Below are 22,825 nucleotides of genomic sequence, written 5' to 3' on the forward strand. Positions count from 1 at the left end.
GCCTGAGTCACTGCGGTGCGGGATCCCGCCGCAGAACCACCATCTCTGGAACGAAAACAAAGGTGAGGTCATCAAGGCATTCGGCCTGCCCGTCGATGGCACTGACACCACCAGCTACAAAGTCGATCAACCGCTGGGCCTCGCTGCGCTCCATTGCCCCGGCGTGCACCAACACGGTTTTGCGCTCGCGCACGTGGTGCACAATCCACTGGGCCTCCTCAAAGCGGGTGGGGTGAAACACCACCACTTCGGGCATCCATTCGCCGAATGGGCTGGGCATGCCTTGGGGACCCCTATGGCGATGGGCACTCAACGTATGGGGCTATTGCTCCATGTGCAACGAACGGCCCCGCCAGCCACAACCTGTTGAGAGGCGTGCTGAAACTGCGGCGACTCCCGAACCGGATCGCCCAGCGCAGCGAGATCCACAAGGTTGCGAACTATCCCAGAATTCAGCAGCTCCGCTGACGCAGCTGGCGATCAGCCTCGGCCCGCCGGCACACCCGACGAAAGGGTGCCAGGCCAATGCCAAACAACTCCTCAAACAGCCGATTAGCTGCCATCACCGAAGCCAGGCCACAGCGGTGCACCTGCTGCTGAAGGGTGGTGTGGGGTTGGGAAGCAATGCCTTCAAACAGCCGGCTGAGCCGAATGTGCTGGAGCGTCTGAAACGGCGTCTTGCCGCGGCAGTGGTCGAAGCAGAGGTCGAGCCACTCGGCACTAACCCCGATCGAGTGGGCCACTGCCTCCAGCTCGATCTCCTCGGAAAAGTGATGGGCGAAATAACGGGCAGCCCGGTTCACCACATCAAGCTGCTGGGCGGGACCCACGGGGAGGCTCCGGCAGCGGCGCGGCGGGCTATGCGCAGCACTAACAAGTGCTGTTGGTAGGGGAACGGGCCGCATCGCACTCCGGGAGTTGATCGCCTGCAAGGCATCCAAGAGGCCTTGTCTTCCAACTGATAGCCCCCCATAAGCAGGGGGTGCAATTGCAATCGACACCGTTTGGGCGATCTGTAGCAAGGCTGCACCTATCGCAATGATCGGCAGCACACAGGCCTAGGCCAGGGCGCAGAGTTCATGGGCCAGCTTTTCCCCACTGCGCAGGGCCCCCTCGATCCGCCCAAATCCAACCCCAGCGATGAAGTCGCCGCAGAATCCCACCCGGCTGTCGGGGCAGCAACTGAGTTCGGAAGGCAGCCCTGGGGCGATGGGAAAGGCGGCACCCCAGCGCATCAGCTGTCGATCGGCAGAAGCCAGCTCAAGCCCGGGTAACCAGGGGGCCATCACCTGCTCGAGGGCGGTGGTGAGAGCGGCGATCACCGTGTCTTCGCGGCCCTCATCGGGGGGCAGCTGAAGCATGCGGGCTACGGCGGAATGGGTGCCATACACATCGAGATGATCGGCGGCAAAGGATTGGCTGGAATGAGCCACCACCGCGCAGCGCCCGTCGGCCAGGGGCTGGATGGAAATCCGCTGAAGCCCCCAGCGCTGCTGGGCCGCCGCATCGAAATGGAGCAAGCTGAAGGGAAGATCGACCCAGTGACGCGCCGCGGCTGCCTTGAGCAGCACCAGCAGATTGCTGCGAGCCTCGGTGCGGATGCCGGCGATCACGGTGAGGGCATGCTCGAGCCTTAAATCACCCAGCCGTTCCGAAGCCTGCTTCAGGGGCACCGCCTCCCAGCCAAAGATCAAGCGGCTGCGGGGGTGAGCCAACAGGGTGCTGCTCAACACCAGCCAATGGGCCTGGCCCAGCAACTCCCCCTGCCGGCCCAGCAGCTGCCAAGCACCGTCGCTCCAGCTGAGGTGGCGCACCAAAGTGCCGTAGTGCGGCTGCCACGCTTCACCGGCATCACCGGCCAAGCTCAACAGCCCTTCGCAGAGATGATCCATGCCACCACGACCCCTGTAGAGCTGGCCCAGCCCCAGGGCGTCAGCCTGCGCAGTCCGCAAAGTTGCTTCCCCCTGGAGCTGGGCAATCAGACCCGTCCACGGCTCGATCCAGCTCCCCGCCAGCAGGGGCTGCAACAGCAGCGGGTCCGTATCAGCGGTGATGTTGAGCAGGGGCGCGCCATGGTCTATGCACAGCTTGCGATCGTGACGGGAGCGCCTGGTGCTGGCGCGTCCGCCGGGGCCCCGACCGGTCTCCCAAATGCTGAGGGCGCCGGCGTAACCCAAGCGACGCAGCTGAGCGACAAGAGCGCAGCCCGACACCCCGGCACCAATCACGGCGATGGATTCAGGGGCCGAACTGGGCATAGACAACAACTAAGCCGCTATCACTTCAGGATGACAGCGATCTCCAAGGCTGCAGCCGATGATTGATCACCCGGCATCTGAGCCTCCGGTATTGGTGTTTGACGGCGGCTGTCCCTTCTGCCGCCATTTCGCTGAGCTGGCGGAACTGCGCAGTGGCATCCCGAACCTGGCGATCCGCGATGGCCGCAGCGACCATGACCTGCGGCGCCAACTGCGCCAGCAGGGCTGGGACCTGAGCCGCGGCGCGGTGGTGCTGGCGGAGGGCCGGGTGCTGCACGGGGCCGAGGCTATTCAGTGGATCTGCTGCCGGCTGGAGCCCAGCGCCACCCTGCTGCAGCTGCTTGGCCCCCTAATGGCCACCCCAGGCCGAGCTCGGCGCCTTTACCCAATGCTGCTTCTGGCCCGGCGCCTTGCCCTCGCCGTGCGTGGGTTGCCGCTGGACCCGGACAAACCGGCTACGCCAGTGGCAACAGCTAATTTGGACTGACTAGGGAGTGGCTGTGGCGCGGTTTTTAGTGGTGCTTAAACCGGTCACCCCGATATCGGCAGAGTCGATGCTGGAAGCTCTGCACCCGGTCCTAAATGGACTCAAAGCGGAGATCGAGCACAGCACTCCAGCCCACCTCAGCGCCATGATCCGCGGTGGCGGTGAAAGCCAGCGCATGCAGCTGTTTGCCGATGTGCAATCAAAAGCAGATGGCAAGGTGCTGGAGCTGGTGCTGCTGAGCCGCGAAGCCATGGGCACTACCGCACCCCACACCCGCGAGGTTTTCAAGCTGCTGCTGGAGTTGATCCAGCAGCATGTGCCCTCCATGCATCTCACCTTCCGCTCCGACCAGGACGGCCCAGTGCCGTCCGCAACCTGAGCGACCATCCCTGAAATTTAATAAAGGCTTAGGATTTGCGAGTAGGTCCTGGATTTGCTTCGTGAACGAGAACCACCCCGTGCTGCTCTCGTTCGACGCCGAGCTGGATCACCTGCGCAGCGCTTACATCCAGCATCCCAACGAGCAGACTCGCTACCAGCTGGTGCGCCTCGAACAGCTGATCCACCAGTGGGCACCGGGTCGCTCCAGCAACGGCTGAGCTTGATTAGCTGGCAGGCTGGGCCTCCTCCAAAGTAGGCGGAATCACCAGCCGCAGCAGGATTGGGGCCAGGAAGGTGGTGCCAATCACCATCAGCAAGATGGCAGCCTCCAGGGCAGGTGTAAGGATGCCGGCCTGGCTGCCGAGCCCCAGGAAAATCAGGCCCACTTCGCCGCGGGGCATCATTCCCAGCCCAACCACCAAACGATTGGTGGGTTCCTTACTGAAGTAGCTCCAGCCGGCAGCCACCTTGCCAGCCATGGCCACCACCAGCAGGAAAGCAGCCACGATCAGGCCCTCCCGATTAGCCGGATCGAAGGGGTTGAGCACCGAGAGATCCAGGCCGGTGCCGATCAGCACAAAAAACACCGTGGCAAACAGGGCCACCAAGGGCTTCACCGCGGCGTCGATGTCGTGGGTGTGCTTCGAGGCGCTGAGAATCAAGCCAGCGGCGAAGGCCCCCAGGGCCGCCTCTAACCCAATCGCCTGGGCGGCAAAGCAACAAACGGTGAGCACCAGAAAGCTTGCCACTGCCACATCGCCGGGGGCCTTGAGCTGATCCACCACCCAGTCGAAGGCGGGTGCGGCCTTGCGGCTCAGCACCAGGGCCACCGCCACAAACGCCACCGCCGCCAGACACAGCTTGAGCACCGGGCCAAGACTGAAGGCGCCACCACCAACGATCGCCACCACAACCGCCAAGATCACAATGCCGATGATGTCGTCGAGCACGGCGGCACCGATGACGATCTGGCCCTCGCGGCGCTTCAGCCATTTCAGCTCGCCGAAAACACTGGCGGTAATACCGATGGAAGTGGCCGTCATGGCGGCCCCGGCAAAAACAGCGGGAATCAACGGCACATGAAAGATGAAGTAGAGGCCAGCAGTGCCTAGGGCAAAGGGCAGCACGACGCCGGCCACAGCCACCGTGGTGGCCTGGACACCCACAGCCACCAGCTCGTCAAGCTCGCTCTCCAGACCGGTGAGAAACAACAGAGCAAACAGCCCCAGCTGTGAAACCGCCTGCAGATTGGGGAAGGTTTCGCTGTAGACCTCTCGTGCCGCGTCGGGGCTGATCTGGGCCAAGGAGGCAAGCAGACCGGCGACTCCGGCACTGAGCTGGGCCTGGGTTTCTGGCGGCACGATCAGATGCAGTCCCGAAACACCGATCAGCACCCCAGCCACTAGCTCACCGAGGATCGTGGGCAACTGCAAGCGCACCATCACTTCAGCGATGGCCCTTGCAGCTAGGAAGATCACCACAAAGCGGCCCACCTGAATCAGGGTTTCCGCCACCTCAAGCTGGTGGGAACTGAACTCCAGCAACAGCAGCGGAATCGGCAGCATCGGCAATGGGCAGCGTTGCAGATTTATAGAGCCGTGGCCCTAAGTTTGGGGTGGCAAAGCCAATGAGACCCAGAATCTTCCTAGCGGTCAGTCGGGGCCAAGCCGGGCCTCGGGCGAATGGGCCAGAGAGCATGGATCTACCCATCTCTTATTGGGACACAAAGGTGGTTTATCTACTGTGATTAGCGCCGCTTCTCAGCCGCATTGCCACAAGCAATATCAAGAGCACTCAGCTAGCACCCAACCGGCATTGGGCCCTACCTAAGGTTCTGTGCCAACCAATACATACATAAATGACGTCCGCTCCGTCTCCGCCCCAGCGACCGGCCCTGCGGCTGCTGAACCACATCAGCACAAAAAACATTAAGGGCGATCTTTTCGGTGGCATCACCGCAGCGGTGATCGCCCTGCCGATGGCCCTTGCCTTCGGTGTGGCCTCCGGTGCAGGTGCCGCCGCCGGCCTCTGGGGCGCTGTGCTGGTGGGCCTTTTTGCCGCCCTGTTCGGTGGCACCCCTTCCCTAATTTCTGAGCCCACCGGACCGATGACGGTGGTGATGACCGCCGTCATCGCCAGCTTCAGCGCCAGCGATCCGGAGAACGGCCTGGCAATTGCCTTCACCGTGGTGATGCTGGCGGGGGTATTCCAGATCGCCTTCGGCTTTCTGAGGCTCGGCCGCTACATCACCCAGATGCCCTACACGGTGATCTCGGGCTTCATGAGCGGCATCGGGATCATCCTGATCATCCTGCAGCTGGGCCCCTTCCTAGGTCAGGCCATCCCCAAAGGAGGGGTGATCGGCACCCTCAACTCCCTGCCGCAACTGATTCAGAACGCCCGCCTACCGGAGGTGATTCTGGCCCTGATCACCCTTGCCATTCTCTGGTTCACCCCGGCGGCGCTCAAAAAGATCGCCCCTCCCCAGCTGATCGCCCTGGTGGCCGGCACCCTGCTCTCCCTCACCCTGCTCAACGGGGGCGCTGGCGCCGAGGGCGGGGAAGGAGTGCGTCGCATCGGTGAAATCGCCTCAGGATTTCCCGAACTGCGCATGCCCTATGTGGAGTGGGGTCTGGCGAGCAAGATGCTGATAGATGCCGCCGTGCTGGGCATGCTCGGCTGCATCGATGCCCTACTGACAGCCGTAGTGGCCGACAGCATCACCCGCACCGAGCACGACTCCAACAAGGAACTGATCGGCCAGGGTTTAGGCAACATCGCTTCTGGCCTGTTCGGCGGCCTGCCCGGTGCCGGAGCAACCATGGGCACGGTGGTCAACATCCAGGCTGGCGGCCGCAGCGCCCTCTCGGGCATCAGCCGGGCCGTGATCTTGATGGTTGTGATCCTGGCCTTCACTGGCGTCGCCGCCCAGATCCCCCAGGCCGTGCTGGCCGGCATCGCCCTCAAGGTGGGTGTCGACATCGTCGACTGGGGCTTCCTCAAGCGGGCCCACCGCATCTCGATCAGCGGCGCCCTGATCATGTATCTGGTGATCGGCCTCACCGTGCTGGTGGACCTAATCGCCGCTGTGGGCATAGGCGTGTTCATCGCCAATATCCTCACCATCGACAAGATGAGCGCCCTGCAGAGCAAGAGCGTCAAGTCGATCAGCACCGGCGACGGCGACCTACTGATTCCCGACGACGAGAAGGCCCTGCTCGACCAGGGCAAAGGAAAGGTGTTGTTGTTCCAGCTCAACGGCGCCATGATCTTCGGTGTTGCCAAGGCCATTGGCCGTGAACACAACGCCATCGGCGATGTGAAGGCTGTGGTTTTTGATCTCACCGAGGTGTCACACCTGGGGGTGACCGCCGCACTGGCCGTGGAGAACGCAGTTGAAGAAGCAATCGAGAAAGGGCGTGAGGTATTCGTGGTGGGAGCCAGCGGCACGACTCAGCGCCGCTTGGAGAAGCTCGGCCTCTACAAGAAGCTGACACCTGATCGCACAAACCTGAGCCGTCGCGACGCCCTGCAGCGCTCGGTCGCAGCCATCGGCTGACGCCCTAATCCAAACCCCCCAGGGCTCGGCAAACCGGGCCCTTTTTTGTCTTTGATGATGGCCAATAAATCTATTCAACGTCAAACGATTCCTCTCAACCATCCATGGATATGAGCGACAATCGGGTTCGGCCTACTTTTATCGCCTTGGAAGTGCTATAGAACCTGAATGCCTGCCTGCGTGATCAGGTCGTTCAAATTGAACTGGTTTTAATCACCGCCATGACTGCCGTAGCTCGATAAAGTCCCCGAACAAGAAGCCGAGTGGGGAACCTTTGAGCCTGATGCGCCCATGACCTGGCACCCCCATCTCTGGCATCCCACCACCCAGGTGGCCACCAGCCCGGCGCCCCTGAGGGTGCAGTCGGCACGCGGCAGTGAGCTGGAGCTAGACGATGGCAGAAGGCTGATCGACGCCATCAGCAGCTGGTGGGTGACCCTGCACGGCCACGCCGAACCTGCCATTGCGGCGGCGGTTGCGCGCCAAGCCCAGCAGCTGGAGCAGGTGATCTTCGCCAACTTCAGCCACGAACCCGCCGAGCAGCTGGCCACCCGGCTCAGCGCCCTCACGGGGCTGCAGCGCCTGTTTTTCTCCGACAACGGCTCCACCGCCGTGGAGGTGGCCCTCAAGATCGCCTGGCAGTGGTGGCGCAACCAGAGCAGCGAGCGCCGCCAGTTAATCGCCTTTGAGGGCGCATATCACGGCGACACCGTGGGCACCATGGCCCTAGGTGATCGCTCCCTATTCACCGCCGCCTACGAGCCCCTGCTTTTTGACGTGGCCAGGGTCGCCTGGCCCCACAACCACTGGGGCGACGACAGCGTTGAGCCGCGGGAACAGCAGGCCCTTGGCCAGCTGGAGCTGGCCCTGGAGACACCCACAGCAGCGGTGATTTTTGAGCCCCTGATTCAGGGGGCCAGTGGCATGCGCGTCGTGCGTCCAGCGTTCCTGCGGGCAGTGGCGGCAAGAGTCCAGGCTGCCGGCGCGCTGCTGATCGCCGATGAGGTCTTCACCGGTTTCGGCCGCACCGGAGCCCTGTTTGCCTGCCAGAAAGCCGGTATCCAGCCCGACCTTATGGCCCTCTCCAAAGGGCTCACCGGTGGTTTTCTGCCCATGGGCGCAACGATGGCCAGCGAGCGGCTCTACCAGGGCTTCATCAGCGAGAAGCCCAGCGATACCTTTTTCCATGGCCACAGCTTCACGGCCAACCCCTTGGGCTGTGCCGCCGCCCTGGCCAGCCTGGATTTACTGCAGCAAAACCCTGAGCGCTTTGAGGGCTTTGAGCAACGGCACACCCCCCTGCTGGAGCAGCTGAGCCGCCAGACCCGGGTGCTGCGCCCCCGCTGCCTAGGCACCATGGCCGCCTTCGAGCTCGACGCCGGCGAAAACAGCTACCTCAATCCGATCGGCAAACTGATCCAGCGTCAGTGTCTGGAACACGGGGTCTACCTTCGCCCCCTCGGCAACGTGGTGTATCTGCTACCGCCCCTAGGCAGCAGCGATGAGCAGCTGCAGCAGTGTTATCAAGCCCTGGAGCAGTCGATAGCTGCTTTGGGCTAAGGCGACGCCAGAGCTGCCAAACGGCGGCCTAGCAGCAGCAGGCCAAGCACCGTGGTGCAGCTCACCGTCACCACCAGAGCCGAAAACTGCGCGGGGGTGATCACGCCGCTGGCCAGGGCTGTGGAGGCAAACACCAAGCCCGGCAGGCCCCGCGGAATCAAGCCGAACACCACCACCCAGCGATCGATGCCAGCAGCTTGATCCTGGCGGCTGATACCCAGGGCACAGATCAACTTGCAACCAATCGCCAGCAGCAGCAGGCTCAGAGCCAGGGCCCAGGCAGCTGGCTGCAGCAGGGTGCCGGCCTGGATGCGCATGCCCACGCTGATGAAATAAAGAGGCAAAAACACCTCAGATAGCAGGGCCAGGTTGCTGCGCAGGTCTGAAGCCTCGGCGCTGCCCTCCGGCATCGGCGCCAGGCGGCTCAGCAGCACGCCGCCCCATAGGGCCCCAAGCAGGCTCGTGAGCCGGCCCATCTCGCCGATCCAGCTGCAGCCGATCAACAGCAGCAACACCCAAAGCAATCCCGGCCGCCAGGGGCCGTAGCGCCGCAACCACCAGCTACTAGCCGGCAGGCTCAACAGCACCAGCCCCAATGCCAGCGCCGGCAGCAGCAGGGCGGGGTATGGACTGGTGGCTCCAGGCGCCGCCCCCAGTGCCACCGCAAGGGTGAGCAGGGCTATGGCCGGCAGGTCGTCGAGCACCGAAACCCCCACCAAAAGACGGCCCGAAGGTGTGTTTAGGGCGGAGGCCTGGCCAAGGGCGCGCAGGGTCACGCCGGTGCCGGTTGCACTGAGCACTGCCACGCACAAAACGGTGGAGGCAGTGGAAAGACCAAAGCCCTGCTGCAGCGGCCACCAGGCCAGCAGCGGCGTGAGCGCAGAGAGCAGCACGGTGCGCAGCACTGCCGCCGGTCTGGATCCCAGCAAGCCCCCGCGCACTTCCAGGCCCACCATGAAAAAAAGAGTGAGCACCCCTAATTCGGTGAGTCCGGCGAGGGGGGCGATGCTGCTGAAGGGCAGCACGCTGTTGCCCAGCAGGAAACCCACCAGCAGCTCCAGCACGATCGCCGGCACAGCCCAACGCGCCAAGCGAGTGGCAGTAAGCCTGGCCAACAGGGCCCCCACCAGGAGCAACAGCAGGGTGCTGAGCAGGGAAGAACCCATTTATGTGCGGTGTGGGAGTGTCGCAATTAGGGCCCTAATCAGCCCGGCAAGATGACGCGATCGATCACATGCACCACGCCGTTATCGCAAACGATATCGGCATTGACAACCGTGGCGTTCTTGACCTCAAAGGGCTCGCTGCGGCGGATTGGAATCGGAGCCCCCTCCAAGCTCGGCCACTCGGCCTGGGCCACCAGGGCCTCGCGGGTGTAGGCACCAGCCAGCACGTGGTACATGAGGATTCGAGCCAACTGGGGTGGGTTGTCTACCAACGTTTGCACCGTGCCCGCAGGTAGTGCCGCAAAGGCATCGTCCAGCGGGGCAAACACCGTGAAGGGGCCCGGGCCCTCCAGGGCTTCGCCCAAACCTGCCGCTGAAACGGCAGCCAGGAGGGTGTTGAAGCAACCGGCTGCGGCAGCGGTTTCAAGAATCGAAGCCATGGCGTTTCTGCTAGCGGTAATCCTGGGTCTGAATGTCGGCAAGGCGCGCCTCGGGCCGCAGGAAGCGATCCATCTGGGCTTCAAAGAAGCGACGGTTGGCCTGCAGATGCTCGGGATCCGTGTCGTCGAGGGGATAGAGCAGGGCACAGCGCAGGGCCTGGATCACCGCCGAGGTCACGTTGTACATCGAGCGCTGAAAAGTGATGCCCAGCTGGATCAGTTGATCTTCTTCGCCGCGCTTGTGGGTCTTGTACATGTCCTGCAAATAGGGCGGCAGAAAATGCAGCATGTCCTGCATTAACAAGGTGGGGGGAATGCCAGCAGATCCAACCGGGAACACATCGGCGTAGAGAATGCCGTAGTGAAAATCAGCCTGATCGTCAGGCACCTGGCCCGCCTGGGCGTTGTAGCTCTTGGTGCCACGGAAAGGTGAGGTGCGATAAAAAACTGCTTCCACATAGGGAAGGGCCGCCTCATAGAGCCAGGTGAAGCCCTCACTTTTGGGAATGATCTCTATACATTCACCCCCGATATACACATGGTGATAGATCGGCCTGCCAGCCACTGCAAAGATGCCATTCACCAAAAAGTCCATGGCCTGGGGCACGGAGGTGAGCTTGCCCTCGTCGTAGAGGTCGCTCATCTCGAAAAACACCGGCGCCATCACCTCCCAGAACAAGCCAAGGTTGGCGTAGAAGGAGAGTTGCTTGACCTGCTCCATAAACATATCCGGGAACAGCTTATAGAGACCCAGCATCAACAAATTTCCGTTGAAGTAGGCCTTGATCGCCCGATCCGCATTAGCCCGATATGCCTCACCCTCCAGGTAGTCGTTGAAGCGACCGCCCATACCCTGGTGCCAGAACATGGCTTGCATGCAGGCCTCGGCAAATTCCATGTTCACCCGGTCGTGCCAGAGGTGATGCAGCAGCTTGGGCATAGCTCGGGTTTCACCCCGCTCCATGAAGGCCACTAGCTCCGGATGAGCCTTTTCACCGCCGCGCCAGATACGCAGCCTGGATTGATCACCGGCGTAGCTATTGGGGAGATCGAGATACTCCTGAGAAATAAAATACTTAAACGCGGGCAGAGGATTAAGAAATACTCGCTCAGCGATATACAAAAGATCGCGCCAATAGAAGTCCATTGGCACGGCGTAGGCCTTATAGATACCGATGATCTGCTGCAGGTTCTCGGGCGTATCGGGCAGCATTGATCCTCCCGCCTCAAGCCGGTGGATCACCTCTGCGTAGGGATGGGTTGAGGGAGGAATCAGGGGTGTGCGGACACCCGGGGGCAAAACGGTGGGTGTCATACGGGCAGTTGGGTGCGGAGGGCAAGGGCAGCGGTGGCGGTTTCACTCCAGCCGGTGAGGCCTAGGGGCCATAGGCCGGTGAGCAGCACCAGCAGGGTGAGCACAACGGCCGGTAGCCGCTCGACCAGGCTGGTGCCCTGCCAATCAGCTCGGGCGTTATCGAGCCGGCCAAACCCAACCCGGTTGAATAGCCGCACCGCGTAGACAGCAGTAAAACCAGAGGCCACCAGGCACACCAAAGTTGCCCTGGGGAAGACGGTCCAGCTGCCCTCAAACACCAGCAGTTCTGCAGGGAAGCCAGCCAGTCCAGGGATGCCAGCGGCGGCCATCAGGGCCAGCAGCAGCAAACTCATCGTGAAGGGCAGGCCCCTAATCGGGTTGAGCAAGCCTGAGAGCTCGGCAATAACGGTGGTGCCGGTCTTGCGCTGGATTAGCTCAACGCAGGCGAATAGCAGGGCCACTATTAAGCCGTGAGCAATCACCTGGGCCATCACTCCCTGCAGGCTCAAGGGCGTGGCTGCGGCCAGGGCCAACACCAGCAAGCCCATATGGCCAAGGGAGCTGTAGGCCATCAGGCGGCGCATATCTGTAGCTGCAACGGCATTGAGGGCTCCATACACGGCACTCACGGCACCGGCGGCAGCGATCCAGGGGGAGAAAGCGGTCCAGGCGTCGGGCAACAGGCCCACACCGAAGCGCAGCAGGCCGTAGGCACCAAGCTTGGAAACGGCCCCACCCAGCAACATCACCACCGGAGCAGGGGCCTGGCAGTAGCTGAACGGCTGCCAACCATGCAGCGGCACCACGGGCAACTTCAGGCCAAAAGCAAGCAGCAGCAGGGCCAGCACCCAGGCCTGGGCAGCTGGAGCTAGGGGCGTTGCCGCCAGGGCCTCAAAACTGAAGCTCACGGTGCTGCTCGCCGCGCCCTGCCCCAACCAGCCGAAGGCCAGCACCCCACCAAGCAGGCTGAGGCCAGAAACGGCGCCATAGATCAGGAAGCGGGTGGCAGCGCCTGCTCGTCGCTCCCCTCCCCAGATAGCCACTAGCAGCGTGGTGGGGATCAACACCAGCTCAAATGCCAGCACAAACAGCAAGGCATTGCGAGCGAGGAAGGCGCCCACCACCCCGAAGTTGGTGGCAAGCATTAAGGAGAAGTAGAGGCGCGAGCGGCCCTGATCGGCAGGAGAGGCCAACACCGCCATGGCAGTAAGCAGGGCGGTGAGCAGCACCAGGGGCAGGGAGATGCCATCAAGTCCGAGCTCCAGGGCAAGGCCCAGCCGCGGCAGCCAGGTAAGGCTGAGGTCGGCGGGGGGCTGCAGCCAGCAGTACACCCCAACCAAAAACTGGGCCAGGGCGGCCAGGGCCGCCAGGGAGCGCACCAGGGCGGGACGCCCCTCCGGCAATCGGGACAGCAGCAATCCCGCAACCCCGGGGATCAGCACTAGTAGCAGCAGCGGGGTAGGGGTCACGGCAGCAGGGGCAGGGGTGAGGGGGCGGGGCTGGCCAACAGCCAGGCCGCCATCAGCAGCACCCCCAGCACCAAGCTGAGGGCATAGGCCTGGGAGCGGCCGGAGGTAGTGAGGCTGAGCCGGCGGGCTCCAGCCATGGCGGCGGCCCCGGTGCCACCACTGAAACCATCCACCAGGCGGCTATCACTCCAGGCGCCAAAGCGGGCTAGAGCGAGCACCAGGGCCACCACGGTGCGGTGATAAAAGCGCTCGGTTTGCATGTCGTGGGCGAGCCACTCCTGCAGGCCGGAGAGGACCTGGGGCAACCGGGCCAGGCCGTGGGGCCGCAGGTAGAAGGCAGCGGAGAAGCCCCCTCCCACAAGGGTGGAGACCAGCAGAGGCCAGGCCAGCGGTCCCCAACCCGGCAGGGGCGTGAGGCTAAAAACGCCATTGCGCACCAGCAACTGGGGTAGGTGCAGCTCCAGGCCCATCAGCACGGTGGTAGGCAGCACCATCAACCACAACACCTCGGCGGAGCGCTGGGTGAAGGGGGTGGGGCGACCACCCCAGATTTGGCCAAATACACGAATCAGCCCTGCGCTGATCAGGCCATTGGTGAGCAGCACCAGCCCACCCAATAGCCAGGGGTGGCCGCTGGCCGCGGTGAGAGCCAGCAGCTCGCGCAAGGCGGCAAAGCTGGCGAAGGGGGGCAGGCCCATCAGGCCAGCGGCCCCGGTGAGGAAGGCCAGGCCCATCAGCGGCCGCCGGCTCCAGAGCCCACCGAGCTGGGTGAGGTCCTGGGTCACGTTGCTGATCACGATCGTGCCAATGGCCATGAGGATCAGGGCCATTGGCAGCGGGTAGACCAGCAGCAGGTGATCGGCCACCGCTGTACCCCCCAAACCCACCGCCACAAACAGCAAGCCAAGCCAGCTGCTCACCAGAAAGGAGAGGGCTCGCTTGACATCCACCTGAGCCAGGGCAATCAGCGAGGCCACCACCGCCGTGGTGCCGCCAACGGCAACCAGCACGGCCTGCACTACTGGGCTGAGTTCGATCAGGGGCTCCAGGCGCAGCAGCACCCAGGCGCCACCAACCACCACTACCGAGTTGCGCAGCACGGTGGAGGGCAGGGGGCTCTCCATGGCCTCATCGAGCCAAAGGTGCAAAGGGATCTGGGCGCACTTGCCCATGGGGCCAGCGATCAGGGCCAGCAGGATCAAGGTGAATCCGGCCGGCAGGGGTTGGCCGTTGTTGGTGAGATCGGCGGCCCAGCCCTGCAGGCCATGAAAATTCCAAGTGCCGCTCACCGGCAGCAGGGCAATTACCCCCGCTAGCAAAATCAGGTCGCCGATGCGCTTGGTCAGAAAGGCGTCGCGAGCCCCCTTCACCACCAGGGGTTGGTTGTACCAGGTGGCCACGATCAGGTAGGTGCCCAGGGTGAGCAGCTCGAGAATTACGTAGCTGAAAAACACCGAATCTGTGAGTACCAGACCACACAGGCCCGCCTCAAAGAAGCTCAGGCTGCCAAAGAAGCGGGGCCAACCCCAGTCCATTTCCATGTAGCCGATGGCGTAGATCTGAACCAGCAGGTGCAAGCCGGTGATCACGGTCATGGCGATCAGCACTGGCTCGGTCACCAGCCCGTCGAAGCCCACCCGCAGCCCTGCTGTCTCAAGCCAGGTCCAGCTGAAGCTCACCGGCCGGTAGAGCGCTTGAGCCCCCGCTGCGGCATTGGTGTGCAAGGCCGTAAGCGCAAGCAAACTGTGGCTGAAGGCCACGGCCACCATGGCCAAGTTGAGGTAGCCGCAGGGGCGCGGACCCGTGCGGGAGATCAACCCCGGCGACCAGGCCAGCGACAACAGGGCCGCCAGCAGTGGATAAAAGGGAACCAGCCAAGCAGTTTGAAGCAGAACAACGGTCATTATGTCAACCAGGCAATAGAAATCTCAATAGTTCAGACATGCGAAATAGGGCGACTATGCCTTTGGATCGGTAACGATAGAAACAGTTCAATCGACTTGGGGCGGCAATGGTAGGGCATAAATAAACGGTGCTAATAGAGATGCTTATCAAGCGTCGAGATCGTCTGGAGTCCCTCTCGGCTCCATACTCTTCCACTCCGTAAAAACTATGGCCTGCCCAAAATGCGGCTGCCGCCTATTCACCAAGGTGGGGCGCTCTAAGACGATGCTGATCTGCAGCGATTGCAGTTACCCGCGCGAACCATCCTTTGAGCAGCAAACCTTCCAGTGGCGCCAGCTGTTCACGTTAATGCTTGTGTTGATGGGTGCTGGAGTTGCTGTGTATCCCACCGTGGTTTTAGACATTGTCAATTCCATGTCCACACCATTAACTAATAGATCTCAAATAGAAAAGACCAACTAACCCGGTCCACCCGTCTCTTGGCCCTCACTGCCAGCGGCCCGGCGACGCAGCTGCCACGCCCGTAGCAGCACCAGCACTCCGCAGACAAGTGCAACCTCCAACACCAGTTTGATCCCACCGGCCCAGGGCGCCAGCAGCCCCTCCACCTGGCGGTAGGCCTGGCCCATCGCCAGGCCAGCCAGGGTGAGCAGCATGGTCCAGATCAGGCTGCCGGCAGTGGTCCATACCAGAAACCTCCCCTGGGGCATCTGTTCAATACCGGCCGGCACGGATACCAGGGTGCGCACGCCTGGGATCAAACGTCCCCAGAAAACCACCGCCGAGCCGTGGCGGTTAAACCAACTGCGGCTTCTGGCTAGATCATCTGGCTGAATGCCCAGCCAGCGGCCACGGCAAGCAAGCCACCCAGCAATCCGCTCCTCGTTTATCCAGCGACCAATGCCATACCAAAACCAGGCACCCAGCACGGTGCCCACCAGTCCGGCCAGCACCGTGGGGAGAAATTGCAGCCGGCCCGCGTACACCAAATAACCCGCGTAGGGCATCACCACTTCCGATGGAATCGGTGGGATGAGATTTTCCAGGAGCATCACCAGGGCTACGGCTCCGTAGCCGAGCATGGGGTTGGTGTCCACCGCGGCGCTGATCAGGTCTGGCAGCCCGTCGATCAACTGCTGAATCAAAGGGGAAATCCCGGCACAGGACTGTGATTAGGGTAGGCATCTCCAACGCAACATCAGCCTGACCAGCACACCCTGGAACGCTCTTAAGACGTGGCGCCAGCGCCTCACGGTGCCCCAATTCACGCTGGTCACCGGCGCCCTAGTGATCGCCATCGGCACATTGGTGCTGGCCAGCCCGCTCTGCTCCACCGATGACGTGGGTCTATGGCAAGCACTATTCACCGTGACCTCCGCTATCACGGTAACTGGCCTTTCGATCATCGATGTGAGCCGCGATCTCACGGCCTTCGGCCAGCTAACGCTGGCTGGTTTGATCATCACCGGCGGCCTTGGCCTAATGGCGATCACCACCTTCTTGCAGGGTTTCGTGCAGGGACATTCGGGTCTGCGCCACAGGCTGGATAGGGGCCGCGCCCTCGACGAGTTTGGGGTGGGGGGCATCGGCCCCACTTTTAACAGCATCCTGATCACCGGCTTCTGTGTGATGGGGCTCGGCACGGTGGTGCTTTACGGCTTCGGCTTCACCGACATCGCCAACCCGCTTGAGCGCTTCTGGGCTTCCCTTTTCCACTGCATCAGCGCCTACAACAACGCCGGCTTCGGCCTCTGGGGCGACAATCTGGTGCGCTACCGGGACAACCCGGTGGTGAATGGGGTGATCGCCTCGATGATCGTGGTAGGCGGCATCGGCTGGCGGGTAATCAACGATCTGTGGAGCAACCGCTCCCGGCTGCAACGGCTGCGCCGCCTCAGCCTCCACACCCGGCTGGTGCTGCGCAGCACAGCCTTGTTAATTGTATTTGGGGGCCTTGGCCTGCTATTCACCGAACAATTCGCCGCCGGTGGCGTAATCGAGAATCTGCAGTGGTGGCAGCGAATCCAGGTAACCCTGTTTCAGTCAATCACGGCCCGCACGGCGGGCTTCAACACCGTTCCCCTGTCGATTCAGACCTTTTCCGATGCCGGGCTGCTGCTGCTGATCGTGCTGATGTTCATTGGTGCCAGCCCGGGCGGCACCGGCGGCGGCATCAAGACCACCACCTTTGCCACCTTGATGGGAGCCACCCGCTCCACCCTGCAGGGGCGCGAGGAGGTAGTGATCCACCAGCGCCAGATCCCAGACACGGTGGTACTGCGGGCAGTGGGGGTGACCCTGGCCTCAGCCATTTTTGTGATCCTGATGGCTCTGCTGTTGGGATTGGGACCAACCACCTCCGGAGAATCCACCCGCACCAGCTTCAACTTCCTCGAGAAGCTGTTTACCTGCATGTCTGCCTTCGGCACCGTGGGCCTTGACCTAGGTGTTACAGCCCAACTAAACCGCTGGGGCCAGCTGGTGCTGATGGTAGGGATGTTTGTAGGCAGACTGGGCATCCTGCTACTGCTCTCGGCGATCTACGGCAGCAGGCCCCAACCCCGCGTGGGTTATCCCCGCGAAGAGATTTACATCTGAAATTCTTCTCATGACAAATTGGTGGCATTGGAATCCATCTGAAGGCGCCACTAAAGGCGGCTTTGCAGTAATTGGTGTGGGGCGCTTCGGCTCGGCCGTGTGTAGCGAATTGATCAAGGCCGGGGCAGAGGTGTTGGCCATCGACGCCAGCCAGCGGGCCATAGATGAGCTACGTCAAATCGACCCCGCCATCGAGGCGCGGGTGGTGGACTGCACCGATGAAGAAGCCCTGCGGGCCGCCGGGGTACTTGACATGACCACCGTGGTGGTGGCGATGAGCGAGCCGATTGAGGCCAGCGTCACGGCCACCTTGATTGTCAAAGACAGCCCCGGCAGCCAGGTAAAACAGGTCATCGCTCGGGCCACCAGTGATCTGCACATGAAAATGCTGCAGCGGGTGGGCGCCGATCGGGTGGTTTTTCCCTCAAAAATGCAGGGTCACCGCCTAGGCATGGAATTGGTGCGGCCCAATCTGCTGGAGCGGCTGCGCCTCGACGACCGCAACAGCATCGAGGAGATCCGCGTGCCCAAAGCCTTCATCGGCCAGTCATTGCGCGAGCTCAATTTGCGTAAGAACTTCAACGTGAGCGTGCTGGCCGCTGGGCCTGACAACCGGCTCACGGTTAATCCCCCCGCCTCCCATGTGCTCCAAGCGGGCGAACTGCTGGTGGTAATGGGCGCCAGTGAAGCTCTGGCCAAACTACCCGGCAGCTGAGGCGAGTGGTCGCGGGCCCACACCAGTCACCACTTAAAACTCCTATCTCGATCAAAAAACCGTGGTTTAAGATCTAGTTGCCCCAGGAACAGTTGTGACCGAGCTTCTGCAGGCCTCACTCCAGCCCGGGGCCCTAATCACCCTGGCGGTGCTGGTCCTCTCCATCGTGCTGTTCGTGTGGGGCGTGATCGCGCCGGAGGTCACGGGTCTGCTGGCGGTAGGGCTGCTGATGGCCACTGGGGTGCTCAAACCAGGGGAAGCATTGGCAGGCTTCGGCAGCCCGGCCCTACTCACGGTGATGGCCCTGTTCGCCTTGTCGGCGGGCTTGTTTCGTTCGGGCGCCCTCGACCGTCTGCGTGGTCTGATCGGCTCCGATGCGGTGCGCAGCCCCAGGCGCATGATCGTGTTGTTATCAGCTGTGGTGGGGCCCGTATCGGCGTTTGTACCCAACACCCCAATCGTCGCCTCCCTACTGCCGGTGGTGGAGGGCTGGTGCCACCGCCGCCACATCTCTCCCTCCAAGGTGCTGCTGCCCCTTTCGTTTGCCACGGTGCTGGGCGGCACCCTCACCCTGCTGGGCAGCTCGGTAAATCTGCTGGCCAGCGAAGTGAGCGAAAAGCTCGGCTACGGCGCCTTCGGCCTGTTCAGCTTCACAAAAATCGGCATCGGCGTCTGGCTCGTGGGCAGCCTGGTGATGGCCCTGCTATCAGATCGCTTGCTGCCAGATCGTGGCAGCAACGATGACGACCTTGCCCGCGATCTAACCAGCAGCGGCTATCTCACCGAAGTGATGATTCCGGCCAGCTCGGAGTTAACAGGTCAGTCGTTGCATGGCAGCCGCCTGCAGCGACGCTTCGATGTCGATGTGCTCGAGCTGCACCGAGGCCCGGAACGCTTCACCCCACCCCTAGCCGACCGCCCCCTGCAGCAGGGCGACCGACTACTACTTCGCTGCACCCGGGCCGATCTACTGCGCCTGCAGCAGGAGCACATGGTGGTGCTTGCGCCCACCCCCGAAAGCCCCGACAGCGCAGACACCCTTTCAGGCAGCCAGCGCATAGTGGAGGTGCTGCTACCTTCCGGATCGAGCCTGGCTGGCGGCTGCCTGCGCGACCTGCGCTTCCGCCAGCGCTACAACGCCACAGTGCTAGCCCTGCGCCGTGGCAACGCCGTGCTTAGGGAGCGGCTGGGCAAGGCAGTGCTGCGCGAGGGCGATGTGCTGTTGCTGCAGGGACCCAAGGACGCCATTCGCGGTCTTCAGGCCAACAACGATCTGGTGGTGCTGGAGCAGCTTGAAGATGACCTACCAACTGTGAGCCGCAAGCGCCTGGCCCTGGGCATAGCCGTGCTGGCAATCCTGCTGCCGAGTTTGGGGCTAATTCCACTTGTGGCCTCGGTACTGCTTGGCACCGTGGCGATGGTTGCTACAGGCTGCCTGCGCAGCGGCGAGCTACAGCGCTCAATCCGGCTAGATGTAATCCTGCTGCTGGGATCCTTGGGCAGCTTCAGTGTGGCCCTTGAGAAAACAGGCCTGGCCGAAGCCATGGCCAAGGGACTGCTCAGCGGCCTTAATGACTGGCCGATCTACTGGGCCCTCGCGGCCGTGTTCTTGTTCACTACCCTGCTAACCGAGGTGATGAGCAATGCCGCCACAGTTGCCATGCTGATTCCAATCGCCGGCAAACTGGCTGTAGGCCTTGGCATTACACCGATGGCGCTGATCTTCACCGTGATGTTTGGGGCCAGCCAGAGCTTTTTAAGCCCGGTTGGCTATCAAACAAACCTAATGGTGTTTGGCCCCGGCCGCTACCGATTTTTAGATGTGGCCCGCTACGGCTTCCCCCTCACCGTAGTGATGACCCTGCTGGTTCCCCTGCTGATCTGCCGCCAATTTGGTATCTAAGCGCAACTAAATCAAACACTTATTTCAGCAATTACGAGCTGGGGCATGGGAGTTGTCATAAAAGAAGGAGTAGTTGGGGTTGAGTACTTAGGGAGAACTCAGCTGATCTGACTAAGGAATTGCTTGCTGCGCTCATGCTGCGGGTTAGTGAAAAACTGCTGCGGCGGCGCCACCTCCACCACCTCGCCATCAGCCATAAGAACGACCCGGCTGGCCACCTGGCGCGCAAAGCGCACCTCATGGCTCACCACCACCATGGTCATGCCGTCGCGGGCCAGCTCCTGCATCACGGCCAGCACCTCCTGCACCATCTCGGGATCTAGGGCGCTGGTGGGCTCGTCAAACAACATTATGCGGGGCTCCATGCAAAGCGAGCGAGCAATTGCCACGCGCTGCTGCTGGCCGCCAGAGAGCTGGCCTGGAAATTTGTGGGCCTGCTCGGCGATCCCAACCCGCTCCAACAACTCCAGGGCCTGGCGCTCCACCTCCGCTTTAGGGCGTTTGCGGACTTTCACCGGCGCCAGGGTGAGGTTGTCGAGCACCGAGAGGTGGGGAAACAAATTGAACTGCTGAAACACCATGCCCACCTCCCGGCGGATCGCATCGATGCGGCGCAAATCATCGCTGATCTCAATGCCATCCACCACGATTGAGCCCTTCTGAAAATCTTCCAGGGCATTAAAGGTGCGCAGAAAAGTGCTCTTACCAGAGCCCGAGGGGCCCATGATCACCACAACCTCACCTTGGTGGACGCATAGGTCAACACCACGCAGGGCATGAAAGCCGTTGGGATACCACTTCTCGACCCCACGGGCCTCGATCATTAGGGCGGGTGAGCTGGTGGTCATGCCTGGGGCGCGGAGGGGGAATGGGGATTAAGGCGAGTTTCTAAGGCGCGACTGCCCAGCCCAAGGGCCGCGCAACAACTCCAAAACAAAATGGCGAGCACAAAATAAACCTCCGCGCTCTTACCAAGAAACATCGGGTTGGCCATCACCGTACGGGCGGTGCCGAGTAGGTCAAGCAGGCCGATCAAGGAGAGCAAGGTGGTGTCTTGCAGCAGGGAGATGAATTGGCCCACCGTGGCTGGCAAAGCAACTCGAATGGCCTGGGGCAGCACCACATGCACCAGAGCCATAGGCACCGGCAGTCCCAGGGAGCGGGCCGCCTCCATCTGACCCGCAGGCACTGCTACCAAACCTGATCGCACCGCCTCAGCCACATAGGCGGCAGCGAAGAAGGTGAGCACCCAGGCAGCCCGCCAGACCCGATCGGGAGTTAAACCGCCTGGCAGCAGGAAGCCCAGGATGTTTTGGCCCAGAAACAACAAGGTGATCAGCGGTGCTCCGCGGATGAACTCGATGTAGATCACCGAGCCCCAGCGCAGCAGTGGCAGCTCGCTGCGGCGGCCAAGGGCCAGCAGCACTCCCAGGGGAAAGCACAGCAGGATGGCAAAGGTGGCCATCAACACCGTGAGCAGCAAACCACCCCACTCGGAAGGTGGCACCTGCACCAGCCCCAGGCCGCCACTAATGAGCACCATGCCCACCAGGTAAAGCAGGGGCCACAGCAGGGGAATCAGCCGGCGGCAAGCTTGGGGAATGGCTGGGCCGTAGCGACCGGCGGCCCAGCGAGCGAGAAGCATTAGGCCTGCGATCCCCCACCAGCGCACCTGGATGGCAAGGGTTAGGTTGAGGGCCAAGGGACGCCAGAGGGCGAGCAGCACCAGGATTGCGGCGGCCCAGCGGTCATTGCGGGGCCAAAGAGCACGAACAGCGCCGGAGCCGGGAAAAGCCCTCAGCAAACCCCAACTCAACCCGGTGGCCAGGGCCAGCAAGCTAGTGAGCAGCCATAGGCGCCACTGCTGCTCAATTGGGTAGCGACCAACCGCAAAAAGGGTGCTGTTGGCACTGAGCACGGCCCATTGGGCCTGGAATAGCGCCCAGCGGAAAAAGCCCAAGCCCGCTGCCAGCAGGGCTGCCAGCAAGGCGATCGAAATCAGACCATCGAGTCGGCTGCCAAAGAGCTCCTTTTGCAATCTGCGCAAGGGAGTCGCTCGCACCACCAGAGGGGCTGTACTTGCCATTTCAGCGTTCTCTCAGCTGCACAAGGCCATTGAGCCCGTTCATCAGGGCTGAGATCACCAAGTCGATCACCAGATAGGAGCCCAGCAGGATCAGCATCACCTCCACGGCCCGGCCGGTCTGGTTGAGGGTGGTTTCCGAAACTGAATAGAGATCGGTGAAGCCGCAGGCCACTGCCAGTGAGGAATTCTTGGCCAGGGAGATGTACTGGCTGTTGAGACCGGGCACAATCACGCGGAAGGCTTGGGGCAAAACTATCCGCCGCAGGGTAAGCAGGGGCGAAAAGCCGAGCGAGGTGGCTGCCTCCCACTGCCCCCTAGGCACAGAGGCAACACCGCCGCGCACCACCTCGGCGATAAAGGCAGCGGTATAAACCACCAGCCCGGTGAGCAGAGCCCCAAATTCAACGGTGAAGCGCAGGGGGGCCTGCCAAACGCCATCTACCAGTTCGGGGGAGCCTAGAAAAAGTCCTGATTTAGCGAGCACTATCCCCGGCAGCTGCAGAGCGTCGCGGCCATTCGGCAAGGCAAGAAACACCACGAAATACCAGAAGATCAATTGCAGCAGCAGGGGGATATTGCGAATCACCTCCACGTACACCCGAGCCAGTTTCCGAAGAAGGCCATTGCTACTGAAAGAAGCAGTGCCGATAAGGGTGCCGAGCACAGTCGCCCCCACCAAGCCAGCGATCACCACCCGTAGGGTGTTGACCAAGCCCGCAAGCATGGCCCGCCAGTAGGGAAGGCTGGCATCAAACGGCAGGATTGTTTCTGCCAGATCAAATCCCGCTGGTTGCCCCAGCCAGCTCCAGCTGAGCAGCAGGCCCCGGGCGGTGAGGTTGAGCAACAGATTGGTGAGCAGAAATGCCACCACCACCCCAATTACCAGAGCCACCGCGCCCTGGACAAGCCAGGGCAGGTAGCGGCGGTTGCGCCACCAGGGGGGGATTTGAGAGCGGCTGGTCATGGCAGCGTGCCGGCGCTAA

21 protein-coding genes and 1 pseudogene are annotated in these 22,825 nt (G+C 62.3%); 9 read left to right on the forward strand and 13 right to left on the reverse strand.

Annotation, left to right across the window (positions count from 1 at the left end):
• Positions 1-7 precede the first annotated feature (7 nt).
• The 3 genes from AC01FP_RS02710 to AC01FP_RS02720 all read right to left on the reverse strand — a co-directional run bounded on the left by AC01FP_RS02710 (position 8) and on the right by AC01FP_RS02720 (position 2,258).
• Entirely contained in the window at positions 8-280 is a 273-nt protein-coding gene (locus AC01FP_RS02710; protein ID WP_474477866.1) for a cell division protein SepF, read from the reverse strand.
• A 172-nt stretch (positions 281-452) separates the two neighbouring features.
• Entirely contained in the window at positions 453-830 is a 378-nt protein-coding gene (locus AC01FP_RS02715) for a helix-turn-helix transcriptional regulator (protein ID WP_474477869.1), read from the reverse strand.
• A 228-nt stretch (positions 831-1,058) separates the two neighbouring features.
• A complete protein-coding gene (locus AC01FP_RS02720) occupies positions 1,059-2,258 on the reverse strand; it encodes an NAD(P)-binding protein (protein WP_474477872.1) in 1,200 nt (399 codons plus the stop codon).
• Between the two features lie 58 nt (positions 2,259-2,316).
• Here AC01FP_RS02720 and AC01FP_RS02725 point away from each other — a divergent pair, with 58 nt between their 5' ends.
• The 3 genes from AC01FP_RS02725 to AC01FP_RS02735 all read left to right on the forward strand — a co-directional run bounded on the left by AC01FP_RS02725 (position 2,317) and on the right by AC01FP_RS02735 (position 3,344).
• Positions 2,317-2,745, forward strand: coding sequence for a DCC1-like thiol-disulfide oxidoreductase family protein (locus AC01FP_RS02725; protein WP_474477875.1), 429 nt, complete (start codon positions 2,317-2,319; stop codon positions 2,743-2,745).
• Positions 2,746-2,758: 13 nt separating this feature from the next.
• Complete coding sequence (locus AC01FP_RS02730; protein WP_474477878.1) at positions 2,759-3,124, forward strand: hypothetical protein; 366 nt, start codon at positions 2,759-2,761, stop codon at positions 3,122-3,124.
• A gap of 61 nt (positions 3,125-3,185) precedes the next feature.
• Positions 3,186-3,344: a hypothetical protein gene (locus tag AC01FP_RS02735; RefSeq protein WP_474477881.1), complete on the forward strand. Its 159-nt coding sequence runs from the start codon at positions 3,186-3,188 to the stop codon at positions 3,342-3,344.
• A 6-nt stretch (positions 3,345-3,350) separates the two neighbouring features.
• On the opposite strand, the gene AC01FP_RS02740 is transcribed toward AC01FP_RS02735, so the two are convergent.
• A complete protein-coding gene (locus AC01FP_RS02740) occupies positions 3,351-4,691 on the reverse strand; it encodes a cation:proton antiporter (RefSeq protein WP_474477884.1) in 1,341 nt (446 codons plus the stop codon).
• Between the two features lie 293 nt (positions 4,692-4,984).
• Between AC01FP_RS02740 and AC01FP_RS02745 the strand changes: the two genes are divergently transcribed.
• From AC01FP_RS02745 to bioA, 3 genes and pseudogenes are all read left to right on the forward strand, one after another.
• Positions 4,985-6,685: a SulP family inorganic anion transporter gene (locus tag AC01FP_RS02745; RefSeq protein WP_474477886.1), complete on the forward strand. Its 1,701-nt coding sequence runs from the start codon at positions 4,985-4,987 to the stop codon at positions 6,683-6,685.
• Positions 6,686-6,825: 140 nt separating this feature from the next.
• Positions 6,826-6,924: pseudogene (locus AC01FP_RS02750) on the forward strand (phosphate-starvation-inducible PsiE family protein); the annotation flags it as partial.
• Positions 6,925-6,976: 52 nt separating this feature from the next.
• Positions 6,977-8,245 (forward strand): adenosylmethionine--8-amino-7-oxononanoate transaminase, encoded by a 1,269-nt coding sequence (gene bioA / locus AC01FP_RS02755; protein ID WP_474477888.1) that lies wholly within the window; start codon positions 6,977-6,979, stop codon positions 8,243-8,245.
• On the opposite strand, the gene AC01FP_RS02760 is transcribed toward bioA, so the two are convergent.
• From AC01FP_RS02760 to AC01FP_RS02785, 6 genes are all read right to left on the reverse strand, one after another.
• Positions 8,242-9,411 carry a cation:proton antiporter gene (locus tag AC01FP_RS02760; protein ID WP_474477890.1) on the reverse strand — a complete coding sequence of 390 codons (1,170 nt, stop codon included), beginning with the start codon at positions 9,409-9,411 and terminating at the stop codon, positions 8,242-8,244. The genes bioA and AC01FP_RS02760 overlap by 4 nt on opposite strands.
• Positions 9,412-9,449: 38 nt before the next feature.
• Positions 9,450-9,851 carry a fasciclin domain-containing protein gene (locus tag AC01FP_RS02765; RefSeq protein ID WP_474477893.1) on the reverse strand — a complete coding sequence of 134 codons (402 nt, stop codon included), beginning with the start codon at positions 9,849-9,851 and terminating at the stop codon, positions 9,450-9,452.
• A 10-nt stretch (positions 9,852-9,861) separates the two neighbouring features.
• Positions 9,862-11,166, reverse strand: coding sequence for a CO2 hydration protein (locus tag AC01FP_RS02770; RefSeq protein ID WP_474477896.1), 1,305 nt, complete (start codon positions 11,164-11,166; stop codon positions 9,862-9,864).
• A complete protein-coding gene (locus tag AC01FP_RS02775) occupies positions 11,163-12,635 on the reverse strand; it encodes an NADH-quinone oxidoreductase subunit M (protein WP_474477899.1) in 1,473 nt (490 codons plus the stop codon). Before AC01FP_RS02775 ends, AC01FP_RS02770 begins: the two co-directional genes overlap by 4 nt.
• Positions 12,632-14,539, reverse strand: a complete 1,908-nt coding sequence (locus AC01FP_RS02780; RefSeq protein ID WP_474477902.1) for an NAD(P)H-quinone oxidoreductase subunit F — start codon at positions 14,537-14,539, stop codon at positions 12,632-12,634. Before AC01FP_RS02780 ends, AC01FP_RS02775 begins: the two co-directional genes overlap by 4 nt.
• Before the next feature lie 459 nt (positions 14,540-14,998).
• A complete protein-coding gene (locus AC01FP_RS02785; RefSeq protein WP_474477987.1) occupies positions 14,999-15,622 on the reverse strand; it encodes a DedA family protein in 624 nt (207 codons plus the stop codon).
• Positions 15,623-15,794: 172 nt separating this feature from the next.
• Between AC01FP_RS02785 and AC01FP_RS02790 the strand changes: the two genes are divergently transcribed.
• The 3 genes from AC01FP_RS02790 to AC01FP_RS02800 all read left to right on the forward strand — a co-directional run bounded on the left by AC01FP_RS02790 (position 15,795) and on the right by AC01FP_RS02800 (position 19,756).
• Positions 15,795-17,138: a TrkH family potassium uptake protein gene (locus AC01FP_RS02790; RefSeq protein ID WP_474477904.1), complete on the forward strand. Its 1,344-nt coding sequence runs from the start codon at positions 15,795-15,797 to the stop codon at positions 17,136-17,138.
• Between the two features lie 10 nt (positions 17,139-17,148).
• Complete coding sequence (locus AC01FP_RS02795) at positions 17,149-17,853, forward strand: potassium channel family protein (RefSeq protein WP_474477907.1); 705 nt, start codon at positions 17,149-17,151, stop codon at positions 17,851-17,853.
• Positions 17,854-17,947: 94 nt separating this feature from the next.
• Positions 17,948-19,756, forward strand: coding sequence for an SLC13 family permease (locus tag AC01FP_RS02800; RefSeq protein ID WP_474477910.1), 1,809 nt, complete (start codon positions 17,948-17,950; stop codon positions 19,754-19,756).
• Positions 19,757-19,854: 98 nt separating this feature from the next.
• Here the strand turns inward: AC01FP_RS02800 and AC01FP_RS02805 are convergent, their stop codons facing one another.
• The 3 genes from AC01FP_RS02805 to AC01FP_RS02815 are packed head-to-tail and all read right to left on the reverse strand — an operon-like array spanning position 19,855 to position 22,806.
• On the reverse strand, positions 19,855-20,604 hold the full coding sequence (locus AC01FP_RS02805; RefSeq protein WP_474477913.1) for an amino acid ABC transporter ATP-binding protein: 750 nt from the start codon (positions 20,602-20,604) through the stop codon (positions 19,855-19,857).
• Positions 20,601-21,842, reverse strand: a complete 1,242-nt coding sequence (locus tag AC01FP_RS02810) for an amino acid ABC transporter permease (protein WP_474477916.1) — start codon at positions 21,840-21,842, stop codon at positions 20,601-20,603. The genes AC01FP_RS02805 and AC01FP_RS02810 overlap by 4 nt, the downstream gene beginning before the upstream one ends.
• A 1-nt stretch (position 21,843) precedes the next feature.
• On the reverse strand, positions 21,844-22,806 hold the full coding sequence (locus tag AC01FP_RS02815) for an ABC transporter permease subunit (protein ID WP_474477919.1): 963 nt from the start codon (positions 22,804-22,806) through the stop codon (positions 21,844-21,846).
• Between the last annotated feature and the right edge of the window lie 19 nt (positions 22,807-22,825).

The organism is Cyanobium sp. NIVA-CYA 375 (assembly GCF_056108345.1).